Here is a 23026-nt window from a genome sequence, read left to right as displayed (position 1 = left end):
CTATGTCTAATTCCCAGGAACAACAATTACATCGTGAACTTTCTTCTGCCGCGGTTATTAAAGAGCAGTTAACTGCCATAACCGATGATTTTCAGCGTAAATACAAGGATGAAGGGGCCAGGCAGTTTGCTGAACTGGCGCATGCCAGTACCGATGAGGCCCTTGATGGTATGCTAAGCGCCAAGACCATGGATAATTTTCTGCTGCATGAAAAACGCTTATCTAACCTGTTAAAAAACCTGAAAAAGAAATCAAACCTACCAGATAATCTTGAGGACTCATTAGCAAGTTATCGTTTTTATCGCCATCTCATGTCTGTACTTGGTGCCTTACGTTTAGAAAATGCAGAGCCTTTGCTTAAGCATCAACCGCAGTGGTTTATCGAAGATCTTCAATATCAGGAGTGGGAGCCACGGCTTAATCAATTAGCCAAATTAAAAAATGAAAATGAGCTTGAGGTTTTAAAAAGCAAATTTTTTGAAGAAATTCTTAAAAAAGACTCCAGAATGGATTTAGCCAACCTGGCCTCTCTCGCAGTCATGGAGCGGCAGATTCGTGCCTTTAGTAAGCAGCGTATGGCGGAATTGAAGCAAAGCAAAAAATGGCAGCATTTCTTGCAAGATGCCGGCTGGATGGGGCTTGGGTTAGGATTAGTAATAACATCCTCTGTATTTGGCATTGCATTTCCATTTCTGGCGATACCCGGTTTGGTGCTCGGGGCAGCAGTAGTCGGTTACAGCGTTATTGACTTTATCAAGCAAAGCCGGGAAGTGTATTCGGAACTGTATCCTGAAGATAAAGGGTCTCACATCACCCAGGAATTTATTGAGCAATTAAAAAAAGAATACGGCGAGAGTCTTCCTGGAATTAATATTGAGGTCTTGGTCAAGCAGCAAATGACCAGTGATAGAAAATGGTCGCTGGAGAAAAAACTGGTGACTGGTCTTGGTTATGGTTCCTCAGCAGCGGGTCTGGGGCTGGCTATGCTCAGCATGGCCTTTCTTTTTCCCGGATTCACTGTACCGTTAGGTGTCATTATTGCTGTCAGCGTCGCTGCTCTGGTAATTACCAGTTTTTCCGGGGTTCTGCTGGGATTCAAAGTGTATCGCGAAAATGCAGAATATAAGAACAGGGAACGGGAAATTAAAGAGTTGATCACAGAAGATACCCAGTCGCTTGCAGAGCTTCCTCTCTTGCCCCAGGATCAATTCGAGCCAAGCAGTACAGCCAGATTATTTCAGAAAGGAATTGCGACCCATGTAGAAAATGGGGAATCAGCTTTAACTGACGAAGGGCATGATAAGATACAGGAGCGGGAAAAAACGCCGGAGACTGGTAATGGGAATGCGCCAGAAATCAAAGATGAGGGTGAAAGTGAAGGGGAAACGCAAAGACCTCACTAATGTTTGCCTGCCCGTCTTTGCGAGCCTCTGGCGAAGCCATCCAGATCGAGGCTTGAATGGGGCATCGAGCTCTAGATTGCTTCACTTTGTTCGCAAAGACATGATAAGCAGCTATGATCAGGCCGCTTCCGACCTGTCATGACTCGCCAATAAGGCTTCTGCCAAACCCAGCATAGCGCATTGCGGGTTCATTTCTCTGGCTTTGTTAATCGATTCAGCGGCCTCTCTCCATTGTTTGTTCAGAATAGCCACTAATGCCAGACCCGACCAGGCATCTGAAAGTGTGGGTTCTATCTGTGTCGCGGATTGATAGCAATGCCAGGCTTTGTCCGCATCATTCATCAACAAATGGCACCAGCCAAGCCCCAGCCATGCCTGATAAAAATGTTGATGGTACTCAATGCTTCTCTCAAACGATTTTTGCGCATCCAGTAGCTGATGCTCCTCCAATTGTTTAATGCCAAGCCGATACCAGAGGCGGTAGCTTGACGGATGCATTGCCAGGAATGATTCGATATCGCCTAAGCTTGTTTGCTGATCAAGAAATAACATGAGCATGCGCGCATCCTCATGAACTGGATTAAGTGCCAGGCTTGCTTTTGTAAAATGAAGCGCCTGCTGTTCGTCTTCAAGCTCAAAATAAGCAGTGGCTAATAAACCCAGGAGCTCTTCATTATGTTCAAAACCTTGCACAGAACAGATAAGTTGAATACTGTCCTCAAAGCGCTGAAGCCGCTGTAGTATCCTTGCTTTCAGAACAAGTATTTCATTGCTGCTTTCCAGTGATTCAAGCATTTCATTAATTGAAAGGAGTAGATTGGTATTATTAGGATCTTGTTGAAGATAAGAAAGATAACGCTGCAGTGTTTGATTTTCCATTATTAAATCCTTTAATTGCTTGCGAGGCAGGGAGGATTGTAATAGAAAACAAAAGACTGAGTAAAGGGCTTTGGAAAGATTCTAGGGTGGGGAAAATACTCCCCACACTATGTCTTAAGTTTAATAATTGAAAGTACTTTTCGAATTTTCCTCTGAAAAATCAAGAAATTCAAAATCATCGATATCCAGTTCGTCAGGAACACCGGCGGGCTCGAATCCATCCAGGAGGCTGCTGCTTATGTTCAAATGAGGGAGATCGATTTTTTCACTTTGTTCTGATTTAGCGGAGGCAGCTTGCGGTGTATTATCTTTTTGATAGCGGCTAGAAAGATAGCTACTGATATAGCCTATTCCTTGGATCACCTTTTGTGTAGCCGCTTTACTGTAATCACCAAACTCATATCCTTTCTTCATCTCTGAAGTTGCTTTGTTAGCAGCCTGGGCGCAAAGCTTGATATGCGCTGATATTCGCTGGACTTCCTGAATCTGTTCTTCCTTTAATTTGACTGGAGACTCTTCTGATAAAGTTTCATTAAATTTAATCACCGCGGCAACCAGAATATCGTAACGAGGACCACGCTGCACCGGATCAATCAGATAATCGGCCAGTCCAAATCCTTGTGTATTATTCGCAGAGATATACTCTTTCATAGCCTGAAAGCCGCGGCCATCGCCTGATATCGGTGCAAATGCAAGATAAGTTTCTGCATATTCCTGATAGGTTCTAAAATACAAGGCGAAAAGATGCGCCCGTTCGGCCCTCAACTGATTAAATTTCTCTATTTCAGTCGTTGAAGCATTTCCTGCCTCAATTTTCTGGGAAAGAAGAAAACCATAGGCGACATTCTGATGAATTTTAATGGAATGGTTAATAAGCTGCGGAATCAATTCTTTGAATTTATTTAAAATGGGCTGATTTCCAACAAGCTCATCTTTCGAAAAAGCGTCTTTCAAAAAAGTTAATTTGTCACGATAAACTTTTTCACTCGAAAAAAGTTCCTCAATTGCATAATTAATACTTGGTTCTTTCTTCTCTTGCATTGGTTGCTCCAATCGACTTTGTAGATTAAAAAATAACCATTTTACAGTTTTTATATTAAGAGAAGATTAATTGCCATCGTTCCGTCATTGCGAGCCTTGGCGAGGCAATCCAGAGCGGGGCTTGAATGAGGAGTCGAGTTCTGAATTGCTTCACTTCGTTCGCAAAGACGGGGAGTGGAGTATTATGCCATCGTCCCGTCATTGCGAGCCTTGGCGAAACAATCCAGATCGCGGCTTGAATGAGGCACCGGGCTGCGTCTGGATAATTTGATAAATGCAAAGGGGACAACAAAGAGCGAAAAGAATGTCCCTACTACCATACCGCCAAGGATAACAACCCCCAGTTGCCGGCGGCTTTCAGCACCAGCGCCTGTTGCCAGGGCGAGCGGGAGGGCGCCGAGCAGCATGGCCATGGTTGTCATTAAAATAGGGCGTAACCTGATTTTTGCACTTTCGATCACTGCATTAAACTTATCCATCCCTTCCTGGATTTTCTGGTTGGCAAATTCAGTAATCATAATGCCATGTTTGGTAATCAGGCCCACAAGGGTTACCATGCCGATATTGGTGTAAAGGGAGATGGTTTGGTGCGTTAAATACAGGGTCAATAAAGCGCCTACGAGACACAGCGGAACACTTAATAGAACAATGAGCGGATCGATAAAACTTTCAAATTGCGCAGAAAGAACCAAATAGATAAAGAGCAATGCCAGAAGCATTGCATAGATGCTGCTTCCAGAGGATTCAAGATAATCCTTGGCGGTTCCAGTAAAGCGGAACTGGATGTCATCAGGCAATTTCTTTTCCAGCAGATCCTGAATTTTATCGATTACCTCATTTAAATGAGCACCGGGAGCCAATTCAGCACTGATGCTCGATGTTCTTAAACGATTCAAATGGGGCAGGCTATCTGGGCCAATGGAATGGCTTACATCAATTAATGTGGACAAAGGCACCATTTTATGCCGACCGCTTTTCACATAGAGTTTGTTGAGAATGGCAATATCGCGCCGCTGCGAATGTTTTAGCTGTAAAATGACTTTGTAGGTTTGTCCATCATAATTAAAATTGACCGGATTGCTGCCGCCAAGCATGGTGGAGAGCAATTCGGCCACCTGTGCCAGATTAACGTCGAGATCAGCAGCAAGCTGCCTGTCGATTTCAATATTCACCTGCTCGCTGTCCAGGGCAAGATTATTTTTAACATGCCTGAGTTGTGGAAATTCACTGAGGGACTTAACCACGTCATTACTAATTTCATTTAAACGCTTGTAACTGGTATTCCCCATGATGGCCAAACTGAACTGATTGCTGCTTCCGCCGCGATTGCCAAGGGGGTTGGGGCTTACCGGGTATACATTGACCCCGGTTAATTTCTGCATTTTTTCACTGAGCTCATCGCTGATCTCTTTTTGCGAACGTGAGCGCTCATGCCAGGGGCGTAGTTTTAAAATGGTAAATGCTGAAGAAGGTTTTACTGAAACAAAATAATTGACCTGCTCAGGTACGGATTCATAAATAGCTTCCAGTTCCCGGCTGTAGTGATCAGTATATTCCGTACTTGCGTTGGTGGGTGAGGCAACAGGTCCAATGATATAGGATTGATCTTCAACAGGGGCGAGTTCGGCCCCCAATTGATGGTAACAGAAAAAACCAAGCAGACAGGATGCCGCAAGAATCAGGGATAGGCGGTATGGGCGATGCAGCATCCGGATTAGACTCTCGCTGTAACGTTCGCCAAGCCGGCTAAAAAAATGATTGAGTAAGTGACTGTAGCGGCTTTCCTTATTATCGAGCAATTGTGAGCACATCATTGGCGAAAGACTTAAGGCTACTAACCCAGATAATAAAACACAGATCGACAAGGTGGCCCCGAACTGGAAAAAAAGTTTACCGGTAAAACCGTTAACGAAACCCATGGGCGCATAGACTGCTGCGAGGGTGATGGTCATTGCTAGAATGGCAAATACGATTTCATTGCTGCCTTTGATGGCAGCGCGGATAGGGGACAAGCCATTTTGTATATGCCGATGACAATTTTCCAATACCACAATGGCATCATCAACCACTAATCCAATGGCTAACACCATTGCCAGCAGGGTTAATGAGTTAAGCTCAAACCCAAGCCAGTACATCGGCCAGAAGCAGCCAATCAGGCAGATTGGGATAGTTACAATAGGTATCAGTGCCGCGCGAATACTCCCAAGAAACAAAAGAACAACCAATCCCACAAATAAAGACGCTTCAAAAAAAGTCCAATACACTTCATGGATAGACGCTTTAATAAAGCTTGTCGAATCAAAAACGATCTCTGCCTTGAAGCCTTCAGGAAACGTTTTCTCCATACGCAGTAAACTTTTACGAACGGCTTTGGCAACATCCACCGGGTTAGCATTGGATTGGGCTAAAATAGCCAGACCTACTGCCGGTTTGCCATTGATTCGTAATAAATTATCTTCATTTTCACTGCCGACGGTGACAGATGCAACTTCACTTAAACGGATTAACTGATGGTTCCGCTGCGCAATGACCAGTTCCGAGAATTTTCTGGCATTCTGCAGCCGCGCATGGGTCACAACTGTATAATAGCGGTTCGCACTTTTAATCTGCCCGCTGGGAACGTCGATATTCTGTTGTGCAAGTGCGTTTTTTATTTCGGCAACAGTAATCTGGCGGGCAGCCATCTTGACCGGATCGAGTGCAATTTTTACCGCATAATTTCGACCGCCGTGGAAACTGACCTCGCCAACTCCCTGAATTTCCTGCAAAACCGGTTTGATATTCCTGGAAATATAATCGGTAATTTCAAGCGGATTTTTTCTCGCATCATGGAAACCAAGCACCACCACGGGATTGGCATCAGAATCGTTTTTATTGACGACAGGTGCATGGCTCCCCAAAGGCAAGTGGGTCTGCAGCGATGACATTTTATTGCGGATATCGCTGATCGCCTCATTAATGTCCACCCCTAATTGAAAGTCGATGGTCACACGGCTTTTTCCAAGCAGACTGGTTGAACGCAGGCTGTCTACACCCGAAATGCTGGATAACATGTTTTCAACCGGAATGGTAATTTCTTTTTCAACCAACTCGGGGCTTGCCCCATCAAATTCAGTGTTAATGGTGATAGAGGGTTTCTCAATATTGGGTAGATGACGCAGTGACAGTTTGGCGAAATGCAAAAGACCGGTAATGACAATCATGAGGGTTAGAACAATAGTGAATACAGGGCGCTTGATGCAATGTTCTGGAAAAGTCACCTCGGACTCCTGATGTGATTAACGGCAATAACCTTGCTGCCTTCTTTCAATTTATGCTGGCCACGGACAATAATGATGTCATCCGCTTTCAAACCCTGGCAGATTTCTGTCATAGCGGCATGGTGCGTGCCTGTTTTCACACGCACAGTGATCGCTTTATCCCCGCGAAGCACAAAAATTTTCTGCCCGCTGATGGTTGGTATTAGGCTTTCCTCAGGAACAAGCAGCCGTTTTCTGGCTAAACCCAACTGGTGTTTGACCCTGACGAATAAACCGGCAGAGAGCTGGTTTTTGCTGTTATCAATCAATGCTTCTACAGCAATCGTGCGCGTGTCTTTATCCACCGTGGGAGCCAGATAATTCACTTTTCCAATAAAAAAAGTATTGGGAAAGGCGTCTGAACTAACCCGGACACGTTGCCCATTATGAAGGCGGGGCAGAAGTCTTTCCGGCACATTGTATTCTACGCGCAGCTGCTGGTTGGCTACCAGATGAACCAGAGGCTGCCCTACTTTGACATATTGCCCAACACTGACCTGTTTCGAGCCCAGGGTACCAGTGAAGGGTGCACGCAGGTTGAGCTTTTCCAGTTGCGCCTGTTTTACTTTTACCGCATTTCGTTTCTCGCGCAGATCGGCTAATGTCCGATCAAGTGCCTGGGCGGAAGCAAGGCTTTTCTGTGCCAGCTCTTTGGTGCGTTTATAATTAGTCTCACTTAATGCGAGGCTGGCTTTGGCACTGGCCAGCTGGCTTTTCATAACCGTATTGTCCAGTTGAATGAGCAGGGTGTCTTTTTTTACCAAAGCACCGGGCTGAAAATGAATAGCAACAATTTGCCCGGCAATTTCTGAACTGATATCGATATTATCCATGCTCGACAGACTGCCCAGAGTCTCAAACTGTTCAGCTAAAATGCGTTCAGTCACATGAGCAGTTTCAACTGTAACGACTGGTGCTTGTGGTTGGGTATGTTGTTTACCGGAAATTGCAAACTTGAAGTAAAAAAATGAAATTGCTGCCAGGCCAGTCAAAAGCAAAAGTGAAAACCGAGATTTCATGCGAGGATCCTGGAATGTTTAGCTGATCGGATTATTATAAAGCAAGTTGCGGCAATGGGAAACCTTGATGCGCTTTGCTTATCGGGGCTACGTGTTATGATCCAGGCTGATTAATCCGGGAAATGAAAATATGAGATATCGCTTTATTCCACTGTTACTTATTCCATTAGCCTTTAGTGGAGCCTCCTTTTCCCGACCGCAAAAGATTAATCAACCCCAATTAGAGTCTGTAAGCATTCACTCTATTCATGATGCCATTCAAAATCATCAAATGACCTGCTTTGATCTTGTGGCTGCATATATTGAGCGTATAAAAAAATATAACTTAAGTGCCAGAAGCGCTGCCCCAATCAATGCCTGGACTGAGCTAAACCCTTCAGTTCTGGTGGAGGCGCAGCAATTAGACGCTGCTTTTAAACAGTCCGGCAAACTCACTGGGGCACTTCACTGCATTCCAGTCATATTAAAAGATAATATTGATTCGTTTGATACAACGACAACCTCTGGTTCCTATGCTTTATTGGGAAGTCAGCCTGTTCGTGATGCGTTTCTGGTGAGCAATTTACGTAAGGCAGGCGCTATTATCCTGGGAAAAGGCGGAATGGACGAGTTTGCCTGGGGCATGATCGGGATAAGCAGCCGTAGTGGTCGAATGGGTAATGCTTTCAATCCCAATAAAAATCCTGGCGGATCCAGCGGTGGACCTGCAGCCGCTGTCAGTGCCAGTTTTGCTGTACTGGGTATTGGTACTGATAACAGTGGCTCAGTAAGAATCCCGGCAGCATTCCATGGATTAGTTGGATTACGTCCGAGCACCGGCTTAATTAGTCAACAGGGTATTTTCCCTATGGGGAATCTGGATGGCACTGCGGGGCCTATAGCAAAATCCACAGAGGAGCTCGCCCTTGTATTGGATATCATTGCCAAACCCGATCCACAGGATCCCAAAACGCTTGATATTCCCAGAATAGAAAGCTACAAGCAGTTTTTGAACAGGAACGGCTTAATGAATAAACGGATTGGTATTGTGCATAATGTCAACGGCATTAAACCATTCGAAAACATGCCAGGCCGCATTTTAAAAATAGTACAAAGCGCAACTCAAGACATGCATAAAATGGGTGCCACTTTCATTGATATTGATCTCCCATTGTTTAATAACGATCGAAAAAATAACCAGGCAGGGGAGCTTCAGGATGTCAATGCATACCTGGCTTCCTTTCCCTCAACCAGGAAAAATTTTCAGGATATTTGTGAATCTAATCGCACGCGAAATTTTGGAACCAATAAAGAATGTATTCGCTTTTTCAAGAACATGGCAAACAAGGGCAGCACGACCTATCAAAAAGCAGAATCGATATTTGCCAAAAATAAAATCTATGTCCACAGGATTATGAACGAACATAAACTGGATGCTTTACTGATACCAATAACGACCCATGGAACTGCGACCTATGAAGCAATGAGCGTCAATACCTGGCGTGCTCCAGTCTCTTCTAACTCTGGTCTTCCTTCCATCAGTATAAATGTGGGTTATAGCGCTGGCATGCCTGTGGGAGTTGAGCTGGTGGGTAAGCAATTTCATGAGGGCCTATTAATAGGAATTGCCTACGCTTATGAAATGCAGGCTTCAAAAAAAATTAATCCAACGATGCCTGAAGAAAATGCATCCTTACTCAATTTATCAATTCCAGAACTTAATAACTTATTTACCTTACTCGGTAAAAATTCATATGAAGAAGTTTTAATACATAATGGAGATCCGGAGGATAAGTCTCATGAATTAACACCAGAAAAATTTCAAAAGATTACCCTCGAAACAATTGAAAACATGAAGTTGAACCAAAAATGAATCTGGACGAATACTTGATTCTGGATCTAAATGGGCGGAGGATTACCCTATTTTTAACAGGCGATAAATGTATTTTTAAACAGAGATATATCCAGGCCTGTTTATTCAGTGAAATATTCATCGCTATGTTTGGGAAGCCCGTCCTTCCGTCGACTCTTAGCCAGGAATTATTGTCGCTGAAGAACCGAACTTTTCAGTAGTAATAGTGCTCGGAGCCTGGAAGAAGGCAGATGAATAGCCTGTATCTGAAAACAACTGCCCAGATGTTTGTGTATTAACCCCTGGATTGGCGCCTTGCAAATATGGGTTGATGCGACTTCTTATAACGCTGATTTTCTTTAGAACCGTTTTATAAGCAAGACTAGCATTTAACTGATTAAAATTTTGTTCTAAACGTTTAAACAAGTCGTTTAATCGCTGAGTATGGCTGCTATCGTTAGCCAGGTCCGGATCAAGAGCCAGTAAATCCAATTCAAATTCTAAATTTTTATCCTCTAATTCCAGGCGAATACACTGAATGACCTTTTGTAGTCGTTCATTATTTTTATAGTAGATTTCAGTTTCACTCTTACCCAAAAGGGTTTGAACTCTTAAAGTTGATTTTAAAGCTTTATTAAGTATTTCGAGGCTTGCAATTGGATCGTCTTTAACTCGAATTTCAATAGCTGCAAATCGGCCAGCAGCTGCCTGGACAGCAAGCCTGGTGGCTATGGAAATATAATTTTTTTTCTCAGATACGGATAGTTTTGCCGCAGCGGTTTCGTAAAGATGGCTGAAATAATTGTAAGCACTGATAATAGATTTCTGTCGGTTTTGCAGCAATAGAGTCAGATTGCTTTTATACTCGCCATCGATTAACTTAAAAACGTCTTTTTCAATCGCCTTCAGGTCAATAGATTCAATTGATCCGTTATTGACTTTAGTATGCATGAGCATGATTTCAAAACAATCGATCCCGCAATCAACGCCGGACGCAGTGCGGTAATCAGTGCCTTTTAATGCGTCAAAACCAATGAGGACTGTTGGAAGGGCGGGGGATTTAAAGGTGGCGCGATTCGATACATGAATCTTATTACGAAAGCTCATAATTCTTGGTTTATCTTCATATTTAACAGCTGGTTTTAAAGGGGTGTAGCTAGCGACTCTCCCTCTGCTGTTAATGCCTAGCAATAAATTAAGCCACTCCTGTTGTTTCGCTTCGGGTAAATCAGGCGGCGCCTCCATGTAGGCACAGACTTTTCCTTTGGCTTCCCTTGAGTAAGTATAAAAAGTAGGAAACGCCTCATAATGCCAGCCAAGTGTTCGCAGCGCTTCTCGTGCCGCTATATTTTGTTCAGGAGATTTATGGAATTTATAATCAGAGGGAACCGCATCTGTACTTTCCAGACTAAAGAAATTTTTTATTGACTCAGAATCAGCGACGATAATCTGGGCTATTAAATGATCAGGAATGGGGTTGAGATCAACAAGAGGACTGGGTATAAAGACTTCGTCAAGTTTTTGTTTCTGCTGAAAGTTATTTACTGCCTGTGCGACGACTCCTCTATATCCCGAGCAGTCATACACATAATTTGCAGGATAAACATGCTGGGTACCATCATTGCTAACAGTGATTACACCATATTCCTGGCCTTCCTTTGCCGGTTTCATATCAATAAAGGTCTCGTTTAGAAAAAGGCATCCCGTTGATTGGAGGAACTCGTACATGAAACGTTCCAGCTCTTTTATATGGCAAGCGGGTGAGTGATTGCTGGTATCAATCCCTGTTTTATCCTGAACTTTAGTAAATGTAGACTTATTGATATGTCCAGGTCTGGTGTAAATACCGATACGGCGATCGATAAGTACTATATTCTCAGGATTAACTTTTTCATTAATTAATCGATTCGCTGTATATAGGCCGCCTAAACCAGCGCCTACTATAACAATTTTTGACATATTACAAATAATTAATGTACATAAATATAGCCGATTATATAAAAATAATATTAAGTGTTTATTAAGCAAGTATTTAGTGCATTGATAAAAATGTGAAAGGTATGGAACTGGATTGCTTCACTTCGTTCGCAAAGACGAGGCCAAATTCACCCGTCATTGCGAGCATAGCGAAGCAGAACGGAACCAGAATGAGGCACTAAAGCCTGGTTTGCTTCACGTTGTTCGCAAAGACGGACACTAGACTGCCAGCCATTGATTCAGGACTTCCACAATTTTTTTGGCCTGATCCTCACTGGAAATATTAAATTTTGACTTCATCCAAAACTGGTTATTTCTTTTCTGGTAGCGTCTGATGGAATATTTGACAGGGCCAAAATCGTTCTTGGCATTGTCCCAATCCTGGTATTTGAACATGATGGTCGTCCAGGCGCCTTTTGATAAAACGTATTTATCCAGTTCGCGCGTAGTTTCTGTACCGTTTTCGCTAAATGCGATCGTTAAATCATCGATTGTTTCACTCATTTAAAACCCTCAGGAAGACATTAATCGATGGATTGTAGTTTGCCATCAACAAAAGTCAAGGACATGGGCGGACCATACTGGGAAGGCTGATAGGTCCAGATCTGCGGTTTGGTTTGACTTTGTACAGGCACTTCGATGAAGGTATTATTGACGATAGATGGACTGCCGCAGGCACCGTATACTTTACCTACCGGGTCGCCTGCCTGAATACTGGTGCCGCCACAGATTGAAAAGGCATTAGTAGAATTGCCATTTAGAACAATATCGTGAACCTGATTATTCACTACATCCACCTGCAATTGTACACCGCCACCAGTTCCCTGAAAGGGGGCGCTGCCATAATTACTGTTTCCAATAGGCAACTTCCATACGCCATAAAAAGCGGTAGGCGCGCCCTCATTGTTATAATACAGTTGCTGGGCAGGAATTTTTTGCATGAGAGGACGATTGGAATTCTGCTGGCTTAGCGGTTGTCCGCAGGCAGCAATAACCTGATCCTGTGTCATACCTACATTGATATACCCGTGATTCTGCGGACAGTACACCGAATCAGCTGCCCAGAGGATGCAGGGGAAAATAATTGTTCCTACGGCTACTGCAATTTTTGCGGCCATTTCAGTCTCCTGAAGTTCCCTCATAATCAGTATATACCCTGCAGCGTAAATTTATTGATTTGTAGCGTATAAAAAAAAAAAATCTTTTATTTCAGTCACTGTTAATAAATACTTCATAATTATTTTTTATACTTTATGGTAGGCAACCAATAGAGAAGTTAGTTATGCCACTAAAAATCAAAATTAAAAATCCTGCTGAAGTGAATGCTGGAATTTCAGCCAAGAAGGAAAGAGTCACAGATATTAAACAAGGCACTGAGGTAATGCTGCAGAATGTGGAGATGGATCTAAATGGCGGCCTGGCCGATATGTTGAAAGCTGAAAAAATTGATCAGGAAATGTATGATGCGGGAATTGAAACCAATCTGATCATGAAAGATGATTACACCAAAGCGCTAGGTGTGGCAGATAGAACCATTGCCCGCTATGACCAGCTCATGGCAGAAAGCTCTGGACTGGTCATTATTATACCTGCTGCAACGCAACGAGAGGAGCTTAGCCAACTGATCAAGCGCGCTGAAGCATTGCTGCCAGGAAGCGAGGACAACGGCGAAAAAATATTTTTGAATGAGATAATATCCGTTGCACGCGGGTTGAAGGATACCCTTGATACCGGTCAGGATATAGCAGAAACAAGTATTCCCTTGAGCGCCAAAGAATTGATGTTGTGGGCCGGATTGACCAAAGGCCTCGATCCAAGCTACGAGCATTTGGACAAAACGGCAAAAGATATTAACTACTTATTGACGCGAAGAAGTATTGCTCAGACGAGTGAAAATCTGCTGGTTGAGGAAAAACATATCCTGGTCAATTTGTTTAGTAAGCTGATGTCGATCATTCTGGAAGATGATGCCGATAAAACTACCAAGATACAGCATACTATTGGATTAGCAGTAGGGTCTTCTGCGTCGATTGAAAGAACTCAGGGGTTTAAAGGCTGGATAAATGACATCTGTAAATCCTTATCGCTTCCTGCAATTTTTACTATCAAGTCAGAATCTGTTTCCAGGACAGATAATCTCAGGCATGAGCTTGAATTGGCTAAACATACGAATGATGTAAATGAAGAATCAAGTGAACAACAGCAAGCCGATGATTCTGAAGAGCCACAGACACATAGTCCCTCATAAGTGTCCATACTCCCCGGTTGCCCCCAACCGGGAATGCATTACTTTTACACCAGCGGCAATGGCATCGATGCACTAATAAATAATGTAATAACCTTGATAATTATCATCACAATATAAGGTGCAAAGTCGAAACCCGAAATATTGGGGATTAATTTATGGCCTATTCGAATTAGTGGATTGGTCATCAGGTTAATCACATAACCGGCTGGATTCTGCTGCTCCCAATGGGGGTTAACCCAACTCATGATGACTCGGATCAATAAGGCGAAGAACAGTAGATTGAGCGGTTGCACAATGAGGTCAGCCAGCACAAAAAGAAGCAGGTAGGGCACAGGCAGCAGACGCCCATATGCCAGCAGGCCAAGGCAAATAAATTTTATAATTTCGATCACTATGATCAGTGCAAATCCTGGCCAGTCATATTGGGATGGCGCTTTTCTTGGTTTTCCGGGAGTCTCATGTTGAATCATTCGTTCAATGGGGCCGAGTACAGGCCCAATCAGCGCATTAATGCTTTGATTCACGGGATGCAGCGGGCTTAATCGGTAATAACGCAAGATCACTCTAGACCAGAGAAGAAAAAGAATCAGAGTAAAAATTACTGACACTAAAAAATAGGCTGCTGTTAAAAGTCCTGTCATCATTTTTATCACCTGCACCTTATTGATTGCTGTGTGCATTGTACGGCATAACAATTATTTGACAAGATCTCCCCCCATCCGAATCCCCGATGCTTTGGCCATCGAATCCCGCGGCATCGACCATCGAATTGACCATCGAATCCCGCGGCGGCGATCATCGAATCCCCGCGGCGCCGACCGCGGGGCCCATGAGGAGTTCATACTGGACCCCGCGGTCTGCGCCGCGGGGATTCGAAAAGGAGGCGTTGTGGGGATTCCGAAAAGGAGGCGTTGTGGGGATTCCGAAAAGGAGGCGTTGTGGGGATTCGAAAAGGAGGTGTTGCGGGGATTCGCAAACGGAAGACTCTGCTGGTTTCGATTATCGATTGATTAATATAAAGAGTGCGTCAATGTGATTATATAAAGTTTACTGGATTGCTTTTTGATACTGACAATCCCGCTTTTTCGATCAAGCGCAGTATTAACAGAAAAATCATTATCAGTGATTAGTGCAATCTGATTAGGCGATATCAAAGTAATTCCTTCTATTTTTGAATCTCTGATACCCAAAGCTGCAAGGTCAAGCAACTCCTTTTTATGCACAGGGATAATATTTACTGATGATGGGGAGCTCTCTTTATTTGTCGCGCCAGCCAGGTCAATTAAATAAATCTTTTTATAACTACCTTTTCCTTCTCGATCATTTTGCTCAATGACTAGAAAACGGCCATCACCAAGGGCAACCATATCTCCGGTTCTATCAGAGTATTTTTTATCAAGCTGATATATAAATTGACCGCTTATCTGCTGTGTTTGATTATCGAACTCAATTAAGGGAAGGTTTTTATCCGCTTTATCTGTCACCACGGGGCTTTGTAGCAGTACATAGACCTTGTTTCCCTGCAAGGCAATGCTTTCAAAACCGCGATTCATTTGTCTCTGCGTCAGATAAAAGGGTAATCCCTTGCCAGGAGAAAATGATTTTAGGAGTTGACCATCGGACGAGAACTGCAAAATGGATGGTCCATATTCTTCAACCAGCCAGTAACTATGATCACTGGCTATTTCAAGGCCTTCCAAATCGATGCCCAAGGGATTAAAGGGTAAATTCTTTCCAAAAATATCAACGGGCTGTTCATTATGTTCCGCTGCAGGCGGAAGTCCGGAAAAAGGCCTGCTATCAATGGTTTTCAGTACAATCTGCTTATTCACTGTTAGTGATTTAGAGGTCGGGGTTAAAGACAGGATAACCAGGCGAGGATTAAACTCGGGAAGTAGAAAGGGACGCTTTATGTTGCCCTCTTCTTCATAGGCAGCAGAATTCGGGCCTCTGTCAGTATGAGTCAGAAACTGAAGTGTTCCGTCAGCTGTCGTTCCCATATATCTTAATCCCGAAAATCCACCCAAGTGAACAAGCTGTCCAGCTTCAGTTGTCCCTATGGCAGGAGGCTCATTCAGCTCATAACTTTCAATAGCAGGAGATGAGGCTGCGTATCCGCTTGATTGGTAAACAATAAGTAGAAAAAAAAGCGACAGGCTTTTTAGAGGTCCCACATTTGCTCCTTATGAGTGCTTTGCCTAAATATACCCTAGTTCTGAAGGCATGATAACGCAAATTATTCAATACAAGCCTGCTATCGAATGAAAGGGGTGCAACGCAGATGGGTAAGCTCCAGACCCGCTCTTAGACTATTCAATTCTTTCACTGATTGTGTGTCAATTAAGTCTTTTTTACCGAAGAAGGTGCCGTAATAGCCTTGTTCTGAACGCTGATGAGTGATAAGGGCAGGGACCACAGTGATGGCTGCGAGAATTCCCAAGATCTTTCTCATCGCCGCATTAAAGGCATACCAGCCCCGATGCTTGGCCAGTTCAGTTTTAGCCCCGTCCATTGCCAAACGGCAGCGCCCAATAAATGCAGCCTGAGATGCTTTATTTATATGGTTCAAAAACTCATCTTTAGCAGTTTTTAATTCCAGAACCAGGTTGCTGACAGTGTCATGATAGGCTGGGTTTTTTCGTGTCGTGGATTGTTTGATCCGCGTTTCAAACAAGTTAATTTGCTTATCAAAAACTGCCATGGGCTCTTTTAAAAGCTCACGCAATGAATGCTGACGCTGAGCCCGGGATCTCTGCTCCCGTTGCCGGCGCGCTTCGGCCTGACGTTGTTGTTCCTGTCGTTGTCTTTGCTGTTCCTGTTGCAGGCGTTCTTGTTCCTGTCGTTGCCTTTGCTCTTCCTGTTGCCGGCGTTCTTCCTCCTGACGCTGCCGTTCCCGCTCCTGTTGCCGGTGTTCTTCCTCCCGACGCTGGCGCTCCTGTTCTTTGCGTTCCTTCTCCTGACGCTTGAGGTCTACTTCCTGTGCTTGTAGTTTATTAAGACTTTTTGAGTCATTTTTATCAAGTTTATTTATGAGATCGGGACGATTCTTGAGGATTAATTCTGCTAATCTTAGATCATTGTTATCTAAAGCCTGAGCAATATGAGTTTGGGTAAACCTGTATTTATAATTTTTATCTGAATTAAAATTAATTTCTAATTGTTGATAATAATCATCAAATAGTTTGATAATGGATTTTGCCGATACATCCTTATCTGTATTTAGAAGCGTTTCGGCCCATTGTCTGGCTGTTTTTCCATGCATCCGTGAATAGTGGGGATTGTCAGATTTTAATACGGATTTAGCATGAATATTGGCTCCCATGTCCATGAGAAATTTTGCCATGGTCGGGTGACCATGGGCGCAGGCATTAAGAAAGGCGGTATGCTGGAAAGCGCCTTTATATTCAAGCAAGTCGGGTCTATATAATAAAATCAATTTGATCATACCCGTATGTCCCGCCCTTGCTGCATCAAGAAACAATGGACCGCTAAAATATTTCCTCAGATCTTTTTTCCACCGCAATAACTGTTTAACGAGTTCAGCCTCTCCCTTTTTGACCGCAAAGAGAAAAATTTTCTCCGCACTCAAATGCAGATAAGGATCATTAGTCTGCAAAAAGGTTTTAATGAGATTTAAATTACAAGGTTTCTGAAGAAATGCTGAATTAAAACTGGAAATACTGAAAGGAATGCGGGAAATCAATAATTCAGCGCAGTGATACTTTTTATCGTTAATCAGCCGGGTCAATATGTCTGAAGCTTTATGAGGAGTAATTTGTGCTAAGTGTTCTTCGATCACTTCCCATAATAATGCCTCGCCGCTGTCTGAATTCAGTATCTGATAGATTAATGACAAGTGATCATATTCAGTAATATAATGCCGGCGCTTATCATAAAAAAGCCCAAAATTATTTGCAGAGATTTCACTTGCTTGTGCGGGTGTATTGATATTGCCACTCTCTGTAAGAGGCGAGGTGCTCCAGCAAAGCTTCCCTCCCATGACCAGGTAATGGGTGTTTTTCAACTGGACTGCCGAGCATGCCGTACGCAGCTCATCGTAGTGGGGCGCATCAATATAGGATATGGCAATCTCATAAGTGGCATCGAGAATAGACTGCCATTGACCTGGCGAAATTGGCAATTCGGCTATCGAAGGGATGGAATGGCTTCGGGTAAGTTGAGTCAGTAATTCAGATAATTTTCTTGGGTCCTGAATGTGATCAAGGAATCGTTTTGCCTGCTTTTTATCTGTTAAATGTAACTGAAGGGTTGCTAAATAGAGGAATGTTTGGAATATGAATAACTGATAGCTCAGGGCTTGCGGCATATACTCCTTGTAATTACTGTGTTCCTCGGTGTATTTCAGGAAGCATCGCTGATAAAGACTAAGAAAATTATTGATTCGAGGCTGCTCAATTTTTATATGCGGATCAAATAATGAAAAAATAACACTTTCTATATCTTCAAGTTTCCAGTCATTTCTCTTATCCTCATCTTCCTCAGGAAAAGCTGCTCTGAACTGTGCTTCAATATAATTAAAATCAACATCGGGGGCATTAGCAAGTTGTGGAATATTCTCTTGCAGAATTGAATAAACCGTGCGGAAACAGAGCTTGCTTTTTTTAGAAAACAGACTTAAAAGCTTGTCAGTATTTAATTGATTAACTGCTGCAGAAATCGATTTTTTTAAACTGCTTTCATCGCTAAAAGGGATGCGGTTCAAGCGTAGGGAAACGGTATCTGAAGCGATTATTTTATCTAAAACACTCGCTGCGGGGCTAGTTATGTCGATAATATTTGGAATATCAAGATTTCGTATTTTATCAGGTACTGTTTTTACAATAAATTCAGCTTTTGATACCATTATCGAGTGGTCACCCGATAGTAAATCCCGACGCATGGTATCATACCCAGGAGACCTTAATTTACAATCCAAAGCCTTTTCCTTGGCTTTAAAAAGATTAAACATCAACGCTTCGATGAACTGCTTATCGCTTGCCTGAGTTTGGTCAGCGCCAAGCTGTATTAATTCCTTAATAAGATCATTAAAAAGATATTCAAAGGAGTGTCTGCTATCAAAAGTTTTAGTAACCTCATCAAAAGGGCCGTCAAAAAAAGCCCTTCTCTCAAGATCTGATTTACAAGTATTGTCGCCAAATAAGTAGAGGGACACAGGGGCGTTTTTATCCCCGGTGAAATTATCTGAAACCTTACTGGCGCCAGTGAGAGGAATGATTATCGAAAGTCCCAAGCTATCAAAATGAATAAAAGGATATTTTTTAAATAATTTAAGTAGCTTGTCTTTCATGTAAGGATAAACTATCGTCAATTTTGGTTGCCTGATATTTTATCACAGTTGAAAGAAAATGTGTTATTATGATTAAATTAAGCTCATATAAATATTTTCTTCTGCAGGCATATGGCTAGCTAATTTGGCAAATACAGCGACCATAGCCGCTAGTGCAAATGCGGTACCTAGACCCAAATCAAATCCATTTTGCCCGCCGAGCTTTTTCTCTACCTTATGGTATGCAAATTGCTTTACCACCTGAGTATATCCTTTACTTTCTGCAATTCGCAGTGCTTGCCGATCATTTTCATTAAAGCCGAAGATGGGGATCTGTTTCAGAAAATCACCGAGCACCTCGGCTGCATTTCTTGTAGCAGCATAATACACAGGATCAAACGTTTTACGAGAACCAGACCAGGCCGATGCGCCGTGTGCGAGTAAAAGCTTAATGATGTCTATACAGGCTTTCTGCTTATAGTCATTTTCTCCGGTTAGCTGCTCGCAGGCAAGAATCAATAACTCATAGCCAAGGATGGGATATGCTCTTTCTGGTAAATACCTGGGGTTAAACAAGCATGGGCAGAAAGAGTGATTACTCTTGGATTCTTTTACACTAAAATCAATCGGATATTTTCTGAATGCTGCTTCCAGCGAATTCAGGTCTCTTTCTTTTACATGTTTTTTCAAGCGATCAACAACTAAATAGGGGAGCATTTTTCCTCCATGCGATTGTAAATTCAGGATTTTGCCAGATAGTCTTTATAAATTTGAACAGCCTTATTACCGGACTCCTCGAAAACATAATGGGCTGATGAGGGAACACGGGTAACATAAAATTTATCCGCATCATCCATATACCTGGTTGCATCTATACCAACCTTTGAGCTGATACTATGTTTTTTAATTGAGGGATCCAGCTTGGAGCCCAGTGCCCCATTGATAACCACTAGATCACGCTCTGCCTGAAACCGGGTAGCGACTGCCCACTCAATTTCATTGGGATCATCAATATTGATGTCTTCATCGACAACGATGACTAACTTTATATCATAATGGCATCCAAAAGCGCAACATATTACATTTTTTGCTTCACCCAGATTTGTTTTTTTCATCTTGACAACCAGATGATAGCGTCCTAGACCGCCAGTGGTTAATCTTAAATCCATCACATTGGGAAAATTAACGCGGATCCTTTCCAATAAGGAGGCTTCCCGAGGAACCCCGCCCAGGACTACATTTTCCAGACCTGAAGGATGATTGGTCTCAAAAATAGGTTTATGGCGATGGGTAATACATAGTATTTGCACCACTGGCAGCATGGAGCTTCCGCTGTAATACTTGGGAAATTCACCAAAGGGGCCTTCCAGTGCCCTGACACCTGGCAGAACAACACCTTCGATGGCTATTTCCGCCTCTGCCGGTATAAACAGATCATTGGTATAGGATTTTACAACGGGCAAGGGTTTTCCGAGCAGGGCGCCTGCTATTTCCAGTTCAGACTGATCGCGTGGGGCAATCATCTGTGAGGCCATTTTGGTAATTGGATCATGGCCAATAGTGATGGTCACAGGCAGCGCCTTGCCCATACTTTCGGCATCCTGGTAATAGGCATGCAGATCGCGCGGCAGCATCAGAATACCCAGTTTATCGGGTGCATGCACTTGCAGGCGGTTGATAGAGGTATTCTGTTTGCCGGTTTTTAAATTCAAACCATGTACCAGACCGGAAGTGATATAGGGCCCGACATCTTTTTCATGGTGGGTTACCACCGGCAGGAGCTTTAGTAAATCAATCCCCTTGTCATGGATAACCTGATGAACTGGTGCCTGCTCCTGGTTCACTGAATTCCAGGGCAGGGGGTTATGCAAAGCTTTCTGGATATGGGCAAGCATGTCCTCTTCCCTGACATTCATCGCCTCGCCAGCCCAGGATCGCTGGCCAAGCGTTCCTGCCACAATAGGGATAGTATGCCCAAGGGGTTCAGGAAAAAAACAGGCTTTTTTCCCCTCAAACTTCTCTATCCATGTCATCACTTCAAATTTGGGATCAGCACCTGTTTTGCAAATCATCAAACGTTCAGTGTTATAAAGCTTGTCGAGCCATTCTCGTAAATTATTCATGGTTTCATCCCTGTTTAATAATGATGACAGTCAAGAAAATGCAAATCATGGAAGGAGTCCATGGAGGTAGATGGATCTCCTTTTGCAAGGGGCTGTCCATTTTCCGGTTCCAGAGCGAAAAACAGGGGATATCCAGGATTATCCTGCACAACAATATGATATCCTTCTATAGGTATACCTCGGTCTTTCATAAACTGGTAGGGGTTTTCGAGCAACTGTTTTTTGAGTACAGCATCCTGGACGGCTTCATCGAGTAAATTCTTTATTTTCTCAGCCAGTTGAGGGGATTGAATATCGGTCATGTTAATCTTCCTGATTGATAAGGCTATTTATTTTGTAAGTATAATCTCACCCATATCAAAATGTACTATAGGTTTCACCCAGTTCCTTGGCGCGTTCGCAGGCTTTGTGCAGCGCTTCTTCAATTAGTTGCATAAATCCGCCCTTTTGCAGGACATCCAGAGCGGCTGCCGTGGTGCCGCCTGCTGAGGTAACGTTTTGCCGTAAGACCTCCGGGGAAGACTGGCTGCGGTCTAACAATTCAATAGCCCCCAAAATAGTCTGTGCTGCCATTTTCTTTGCTAAATCCTTGCTTAAACCCAACTTCTCGGCACCCCGTATCAATGCCTCTATAAACAAGAACACATAGGCTGGTCCACTGCCCGATAATGCGGTGACAGGGTTGAGAAGTTGCTCATCATCAATCCAGAACGCATAGCCGCCAGGGCTGAAAATTCGTTCTATCATCAGGCGTTGCTCAACTTTTAGCCATGCGTTTCCAACCAGTGCTGTAACGCCTTTACCAACAGCAATCGGTGTATTGGGCATGCTTCTGACTATACTTTGCCCTTTGCGGCAAAAATGTTCCAAATGGGAAAGACGAATGCCGGCCGCCATTGAGAGTAAAACAGCGTTTTCGGGAAGCAATTGACCAATCTCGCCAAGGATGTCATTTACTTTAAAGGGTTTAACTGCCAGAACAACGACATCGGCGTTGTCTATCACTTGCGTATTATCATGATGCGTAAGCAGATTTGCTTGTGGTTGGCCTTTTGGCAGGGAAGGGGATGAGACGGCTAATTGAATATCAGGTTGGCTCATCAGATTATTTGCAAAGGCTTTTGCCATATTGCCATATCCTATAATACTTATTCTCATAGACGGTCTCCAAAAATAGCGCGGCCTATTCTGACTATCGTACTTCCAGCCCGAATGGCAGCAGCCAGATCATCGGTCATGCCCATGGATAGGGTATCCAGCGCAAGCCCGGTTTTTTCATTAACCCGGTCAAGTAGTTGTTTAAGGCGCTGCAGGCTCTGGTATTGTCCGGTTTTATCCGGGCGGGGCAAAGGAATCGCCATTAATCCACGGAGTTGCAGACCTGGCAATTCAGTAATGAGTTGCGCCAGAGGCAGGATTTCATCTGGTTTTACACCCGATTTACTTGTCTCATCATCCAGATTTACCTGAATACAAATGTTAAGCGGCGGCATAGAAGCGGGGCGGTGCAGGGCAAGGAGCCGGGCTGTTTTTTCCCTGTCAAGGCTGTGAACCCACTCCACCTGTCTGGCAATGGCTGCTGCTTTGTTACTTTGAATGGCACCGATAAAATGCCAGTGGATTGCCAGATCATGAAGCGCCTGGATTTTTTGTTCGGCCTCCTGCCAATAATTTTCGCCAAAATGACGCAAGCCAGCTGCATAGGCTTCACGAATCGCATTAGGTGGCTGGGTCTTACTGACTGCCAGCAGAGTAATGCTGCCGGGAACGCGATGATAGTCAGTTTCCAGTCTGACAATATCAGCTTCTACCCGGATAATCCTTTCAGCGATAGTCATTTTCTGATTCATAAATAGCTGATAATAACTGATTCTGGCCGCCAGATCACTCTACTTTGAAGGGCCTGCGCTGCAATCGTT

18 protein-coding genes are annotated in these 23026 nt (G+C 43.5%); 3 read left to right on the top strand and 15 right to left on the bottom strand.

Annotated elements, in window-relative coordinates; all coding sequences use genetic code 11:
* The first annotated feature begins 2 nt into the window (after positions 1-2).
* Positions 3-1403, top strand: coding sequence for a hypothetical protein (locus DYH42_RS10915; RefSeq protein ID WP_058523654.1), 1401 nt, complete (start codon positions 3-5; stop codon positions 1401-1403).
* A 117-nt stretch (positions 1404-1520) separates the two neighbouring features.
* Here the strand turns inward: DYH42_RS10915 and DYH42_RS10910 are convergent, their stop codons facing one another.
* The 4 genes from DYH42_RS10910 to DYH42_RS10895 form a co-directional block, all read right to left on the bottom strand.
* The gene (locus tag DYH42_RS10910; RefSeq protein ID WP_058523655.1) at positions 1521-2282 is read right to left on the bottom strand and encodes a tetratricopeptide repeat protein; all 762 of its coding nucleotides are present in this window, start codon (positions 2280-2282) and stop codon (positions 1521-1523) included.
* Positions 2283-2402: 120 nt separating this feature from the next.
* On the bottom strand, positions 2403-3323 hold the full coding sequence (locus DYH42_RS10905) for a RhoGEF domain-containing protein (protein ID WP_058523656.1): 921 nt from the start codon (positions 3321-3323) through the stop codon (positions 2403-2405).
* A 182-nt stretch (positions 3324-3505) separates the two neighbouring features.
* A complete protein-coding gene (locus DYH42_RS10900) occupies positions 3506-6583 on the bottom strand; it encodes an efflux RND transporter permease subunit (protein WP_058523657.1) in 3078 nt (1025 codons plus the stop codon).
* On the bottom strand, positions 6580-7641 hold the full coding sequence (locus DYH42_RS10895) for an efflux RND transporter periplasmic adaptor subunit (RefSeq protein WP_058523658.1): 1062 nt from the start codon (positions 7639-7641) through the stop codon (positions 6580-6582). Before DYH42_RS10895 ends, DYH42_RS10900 begins: the two co-directional genes overlap by 4 nt.
* 130 nt (positions 7642-7771) lie before the next feature.
* Between DYH42_RS10895 and DYH42_RS10890 the strand changes: the two genes are divergently transcribed.
* A complete protein-coding gene (locus tag DYH42_RS10890; protein WP_058523659.1) occupies positions 7772-9493 on the top strand; it encodes an amidase in 1722 nt (573 codons plus the stop codon).
* A gap of 156 nt (positions 9494-9649) precedes the next feature.
* Here the strand turns inward: DYH42_RS10890 and DYH42_RS10885 are convergent, their stop codons facing one another.
* The 3 genes from DYH42_RS10885 to DYH42_RS10875 form a co-directional block, all read right to left on the bottom strand.
* Complete coding sequence (locus DYH42_RS10885; RefSeq protein ID WP_058523660.1) at positions 9650-11431, bottom strand: hypothetical protein; 1782 nt, start codon at positions 11429-11431, stop codon at positions 9650-9652.
* Between the two features lie 237 nt (positions 11432-11668).
* Positions 11669-11953, bottom strand: coding sequence for a hypothetical protein (locus tag DYH42_RS10880; RefSeq protein WP_058523661.1), 285 nt, complete (start codon positions 11951-11953; stop codon positions 11669-11671).
* Positions 11954-11973: 20 nt separating this feature from the next.
* On the bottom strand, positions 11974-12567 hold the full coding sequence (locus DYH42_RS10875; RefSeq protein ID WP_058523662.1) for a DUF2845 domain-containing protein: 594 nt from the start codon (positions 12565-12567) through the stop codon (positions 11974-11976).
* 164 nt (positions 12568-12731) lie between these two features.
* Between DYH42_RS10875 and DYH42_RS10870 the strand changes: the two genes are divergently transcribed.
* Positions 12732-13697 carry a hypothetical protein gene (locus DYH42_RS10870; protein WP_058523663.1) on the top strand — a complete coding sequence of 322 codons (966 nt, stop codon included), beginning with the start codon at positions 12732-12734 and terminating at the stop codon, positions 13695-13697.
* 44 nt (positions 13698-13741) lie between these two features.
* On the opposite strand, the gene DYH42_RS10865 is transcribed toward DYH42_RS10870, so the two are convergent.
* The 8 genes from DYH42_RS10865 to DYH42_RS10830 all read right to left on the bottom strand — a co-directional run bounded on the left by DYH42_RS10865 (position 13742) and on the right by DYH42_RS10830 (position 22945).
* Positions 13742-14341: a YggT family protein gene (locus DYH42_RS10865; protein WP_237759014.1), complete on the bottom strand. Its 600-nt coding sequence runs from the start codon at positions 14339-14341 to the stop codon at positions 13742-13744.
* 366 nt (positions 14342-14707) lie between these two features.
* Positions 14708-15871 (bottom strand): esterase-like activity of phytase family protein, encoded by a 1164-nt coding sequence (locus tag DYH42_RS10860; RefSeq protein ID WP_058523664.1) that lies wholly within the window; start codon positions 15869-15871, stop codon positions 14708-14710.
* Between the two features lie 80 nt (positions 15872-15951).
* Entirely contained in the window at positions 15952-19026 is a 3075-nt protein-coding gene (ankF, locus tag DYH42_RS10855; protein WP_131792996.1) for a Dot/Icm T4SS effector AnkF/LegA14/Ceg31, read from the bottom strand.
* Positions 19027-19077: 51 nt separating this feature from the next.
* On the bottom strand, positions 19078-19701 hold the full coding sequence (locus DYH42_RS10850) for an ankyrin repeat domain-containing protein (RefSeq protein ID WP_058523666.1): 624 nt from the start codon (positions 19699-19701) through the stop codon (positions 19078-19080).
* A gap of 23 nt (positions 19702-19724) precedes the next feature.
* Positions 19725-21107: a UbiD family decarboxylase gene (locus DYH42_RS10845; protein ID WP_058523667.1), complete on the bottom strand. Its 1383-nt coding sequence runs from the start codon at positions 21105-21107 to the stop codon at positions 19725-19727.
* 14 nt (positions 21108-21121) lie between these two features.
* The gene (locus DYH42_RS10840; RefSeq protein ID WP_058523668.1) at positions 21122-21409 is read right to left on the bottom strand and encodes a hypothetical protein; all 288 of its coding nucleotides are present in this window, start codon (positions 21407-21409) and stop codon (positions 21122-21124) included.
* A gap of 55 nt (positions 21410-21464) precedes the next feature.
* Positions 21465-22265, bottom strand: a complete 801-nt coding sequence (gene proC, locus DYH42_RS10835; RefSeq protein ID WP_058523669.1) for a pyrroline-5-carboxylate reductase — start codon at positions 22263-22265, stop codon at positions 21465-21467.
* Positions 22262-22945: a YggS family pyridoxal phosphate-dependent enzyme gene (locus DYH42_RS10830; RefSeq protein WP_058523689.1), complete on the bottom strand. Its 684-nt coding sequence runs from the start codon at positions 22943-22945 to the stop codon at positions 22262-22264. The genes proC and DYH42_RS10830 overlap by 4 nt, the downstream gene beginning before the upstream one ends.
* Between the last annotated feature and the right edge of the window lie 81 nt (positions 22946-23026).

The organism is Legionella birminghamensis (assembly GCF_900452515.1).
GTDB classification, from domain to species: domain Bacteria; phylum Pseudomonadota; class Gammaproteobacteria; order Legionellales; family Legionellaceae; genus Legionella_C; species Legionella_C birminghamensis.
This window is presented reverse-complemented; position numbering and strand designations above follow the sequence as displayed.

What these genes read in the sequence shown, in the direction of transcription:
- proC (WP_058523669.1), bottom strand. Translation starts at nt 22,265, where the DNA reads ATGAGAATAAGTATTATAGGATATGGCAATATGGCAAAAGCCTTTGCA.
- DYH42_RS10895 (WP_058523658.1), bottom strand. Translation starts at nt 7,641, where the DNA reads ATGAAATCTCGGTTTTCACTTTTGCTTTTGACTGGCCTGGCAGCAATT.
- DYH42_RS10865 (WP_237759014.1), bottom strand. Translation starts at nt 14,341, where the DNA reads ATGATGACAGGACTTTTAACAGCAGCCTATTTTTTAGTGTCAGTAATT.
- DYH42_RS10830 (WP_058523689.1), bottom strand. Translation starts at nt 22,945, where the DNA reads ATGACTATCGCTGAAAGGATTATCCGGGTAGAAGCTGATATTGTCAGA.
- DYH42_RS10910 (WP_058523655.1), bottom strand. Translation starts at nt 2,282, where the DNA reads ATGGAAAATCAAACACTGCAGCGTTATCTTTCTTATCTTCAACAAGAT.
- DYH42_RS10870 (WP_058523663.1), top strand. Translation starts at nt 12,732, where the DNA reads ATGCCACTAAAAATCAAAATTAAAAATCCTGCTGAAGTGAATGCTGGA.
- DYH42_RS10885 (WP_058523660.1), bottom strand. Translation starts at nt 11,431, where the DNA reads ATGTCAAAAATTGTTATAGTAGGCGCTGGTTTAGGCGGCCTATATACA.
- DYH42_RS10905 (WP_058523656.1), bottom strand. Translation starts at nt 3,323, where the DNA reads ATGCAAGAGAAGAAAGAACCAAGTATTAATTATGCAATTGAGGAACTT.
- DYH42_RS10875 (WP_058523662.1), bottom strand. Translation starts at nt 12,567, where the DNA reads ATGGCCGCAAAAATTGCAGTAGCCGTAGGAACAATTATTTTCCCCTGC.
- DYH42_RS10890 (WP_058523659.1), top strand. Translation starts at nt 7,772, where the DNA reads ATGAGATATCGCTTTATTCCACTGTTACTTATTCCATTAGCCTTTAGT.
- DYH42_RS10840 (WP_058523668.1), bottom strand. Translation starts at nt 21,409, where the DNA reads ATGACCGATATTCAATCCCCTCAACTGGCTGAGAAAATAAAGAATTTA.
- DYH42_RS10850 (WP_058523666.1), bottom strand. Translation starts at nt 19,701, where the DNA reads ATGCTCCCCTATTTAGTTGTTGATCGCTTGAAAAAACATGTAAAAGAA.
- DYH42_RS10915 (WP_058523654.1), top strand. Translation starts at nt 3, where the DNA reads ATGTCTAATTCCCAGGAACAACAATTACATCGTGAACTTTCTTCTGCC.
- DYH42_RS10845 (WP_058523667.1), bottom strand. Translation starts at nt 21,107, where the DNA reads ATGAATAATTTACGAGAATGGCTCGACAAGCTTTATAACACTGAACGT.
- DYH42_RS10880 (WP_058523661.1), bottom strand. Translation starts at nt 11,953, where the DNA reads ATGAGTGAAACAATCGATGATTTAACGATCGCATTTAGCGAAAACGGT.